Raw genomic sequence first — 2717 nt, forward strand, 5'->3', positions numbered from 1 at the left:
TCGCCAGGTTACATGGCTAAATAGCTCAGTCGGTAGAGCAGAGGACTGAAAATCCTCGTGTCCCTGGTTCGATTCCGGGTTTAGCCACCAAAAACGTCTTAGATAATTCTAAGACGTTTTTTTTAGTGTTTTTTATCAGAATAATTATTAATTTGCCAGTCAATTGCCTTTTCACCTACTGATAACAAAAAACTATTAGTTTTAGAAAAAGGTTTACTGTTAAAAAAACCTCTGTATGCAGATAATGGGCTTGGGTGAGCAGACTTTATTATGTAATGTATTGGATTTGTTAAAAGAGATTGTTTTGATTGAGCATTATTACCCCATAAAATAAAAACTATAGGTTTTGTTTTTTCATTTAACAAAGTGATAATTCTATCAGTGAAATTTTCCCAACCTTTGTTTCTATGAGAATTAGCTTCTCCGGACCTAACGGTAAGGACTGTATTTAATAATAAAACGCCTTGATCAGCCCATTTTTTTAAATAACCGGTGTTTGGTATATAACAACCTAAATCGTTATTTAATTCTTTATATATATTTAATAATGAAGGGGGAATCCTTACGCCTGGATTTACAGAAAAGCTTAAGCCATGAGCTTGACTAGGACCATGGTAAGGGTCTTGACCAAGTATAACAACATTTACGTCAGTATACGAAGTATATTTAAGTGCATTAAATACATCCTTTAATTCAGGATATATTAAAGAACTTTTATATTCTTCTTTTAAAAAGTGTTTCAATTTTAAATAATAATCTTTATTAACTTCATCTAATAAAAGTTCATTCCAATTATTTACTAAATTATTCATAAAATCACCTCACTTAAGTGTATCATAAATATTTTTATTTTGCTAAAATAAGTGGTTTATTTAAATTAATAAGGTGTTAAAGTATAAAACAATTGTATTTAATATTTTAATCATTGAATGGTATATAATTATATCGAATATAAAAAACAGGGCATAAAACAATCAATAATTGTATGCTAGTCAAGTATAAGATAAGGAGGATAAGCTATGCAAAAGATAGCTAGTAATGATTTAAAGGATTTAATTAAAAAAATATTTCTTATTATTTTAGGAAGTTTAATTTTAGCTATTGCAATAAATTTATTTGTAGTTCCAAATAAACTTCTTAGTGGAGGAATTTCGGGAATAGGGTTAATGCTGCAGTATACATTTAATCTTCCTATGGGTGCTACGATATTAGTATTAAATATCCCACTGCTTATATTAAGTATTTTAAAAATAAATAAGAAATTCACTGTATTTACAATATTAGGAACGATATCATTATCAGTTTTTTTGACTATTACAGTGCACTTAAATAATGTTCTCGCCCCGGTTGAGGAGTCTTATAGGCTACTATATTGTATATATGGGGGAGCGCTTTCAGGGATAGGTCTTGGAATTATTTTTTCTAATGAAGGATCTACAGGGGGCCTGGATATTGTAGCTGTATATGCTAAAAAGAAATATGGGATAGAAGTAGGCACAGTAATTTTTGCGATAAATGTTTTGATTGTGGCTGTTGGATCTGTAATATTTAATTTTAGAGTTGGATTATATACTTTAATTTCTATGTATATTAATTCTACTGTCATGGAAAAAGTTGTTAATGGGTTGAATCGTCGGAAAATGCTTCTAATTGTATCAGAAAAAGAAAAAGAAGTAAGTGATGCGATAATGGATAATTGCCATAGAGGAGTAACTCTATTATACGGAGAAGGTGCATACACTAGTCATAAGAAAAATATAATGTATTGTGTTGTTTCTTTAGGACAATTACCACAAATTAAAAGAGTAATAAAATCAATAGATCAAGGAGCTTTTATTTCTATAATAGATATAGCTGAGGTTCAGGGTAATGGATTTAAAAGTCCAATAAATTAGGAGTAGAAAAATATAAATAATAATTAATATAATTTATAGTAATAAAATATTAGAAATAAGGGAAATACTAAACCTGTAGTGTAAAAGTTAATGTGTGGAGTAATAGCGTAGTAAAAAAAATTTAACACTTGAACTATACCTATACTAATTGATGAGGAGATGTGTTTTATGAAGATAGTTAAGGTTAGAAAAAATGCAGATGGGGATATTACAAATGTATTAACTAGTGCTGGTGAAGAATTAGATGTGAGCAAAGCGGTAGCTTTAGCAAAGGTAGGGACAGTAGAGTCAGTGATCGTTGGTAAAAATAGAAATGGCAATGATGTTATAAAGTCATCACCTAATAGTACTACACAAGATAATTTAGATAATCTCCCAACTTTCTAATATAAAAGGGTTAAGTCCTCTTCATTAACTTCTCTAATTAATGTAGGGGCATATATTTTACTTGGTAGTAATAAATAGAATATAATATAGACAGTATTAATTAATTTTGATAGGTATACTATTCCTAGTGTGTCAGTATAAAGAAAGTCTATGATACAAGAGTATTACAGAGATTAATACATATAATTGTCGTATTAAAGAAAAAGACCAAAACTGATTATGGTCAAAGATGATATTATATTACTTGTCGCTGAGATTGAGTGGCAGTAAAGTACAAAAGCATAAGGAAACAACGGATAAAGTGATTTAAAAAAACTGTTGACAACTTAAGCAATAACAGATATAATAGTAGAAGTCGTCACATGATGACAAAGCAAATTGGTCTTTGAAAATTAAACAGAGAAATAGGTAAAGAAATGAAATAATATTTTATTT

At 29.0% G+C, this 2717-nt stretch carries 3 protein-coding genes and 1 tRNA gene; 3 read left to right on the forward strand and 1 reads right to left on the reverse strand.

The annotated features are described in order from the left end of the window. Positions 1 to 14 precede the first annotated feature (14 nt). Positions 15 to 90: transfer RNA gene (locus tag KPL54_RS25560), tRNA-Phe, on the forward strand. Between the two features lie 32 nt (positions 91 to 122). Here KPL54_RS25560 and KPL54_RS25565 read toward each other — a convergent pair. Beyond that, entirely contained in the window at positions 123 to 812 is a 690-nt protein-coding gene (locus tag KPL54_RS25565) for a uracil-DNA glycosylase (protein WP_216109294.1), read from the reverse strand. Between the two features lie 207 nt (positions 813 to 1019). Between KPL54_RS25565 and KPL54_RS25570 the strand changes: the two genes are divergently transcribed. Together KPL54_RS25570 and KPL54_RS25575 are read left to right on the forward strand one after the other, a co-directional pair. Next, complete coding sequence (locus KPL54_RS25570) at positions 1020 to 1895, forward strand: YitT family protein (protein ID WP_216109295.1); 876 nt, start codon at positions 1020 to 1022, stop codon at positions 1893 to 1895. Positions 1896 to 2063: 168 nt separating this feature from the next. Further along, a complete protein-coding gene (locus tag KPL54_RS25575) occupies positions 2064 to 2282 on the forward strand; it encodes a DUF3892 domain-containing protein (RefSeq protein WP_216109296.1) in 219 nt (72 codons plus the stop codon). Positions 2283 to 2717: the final 435 nt, after the last annotated feature.

The organism is Clostridium estertheticum (assembly GCF_018861295.1).
Lineage (GTDB): Bacteria > Bacillota > Clostridia > Clostridiales > Clostridiaceae > Clostridium_AD > Clostridium_AD estertheticum_D.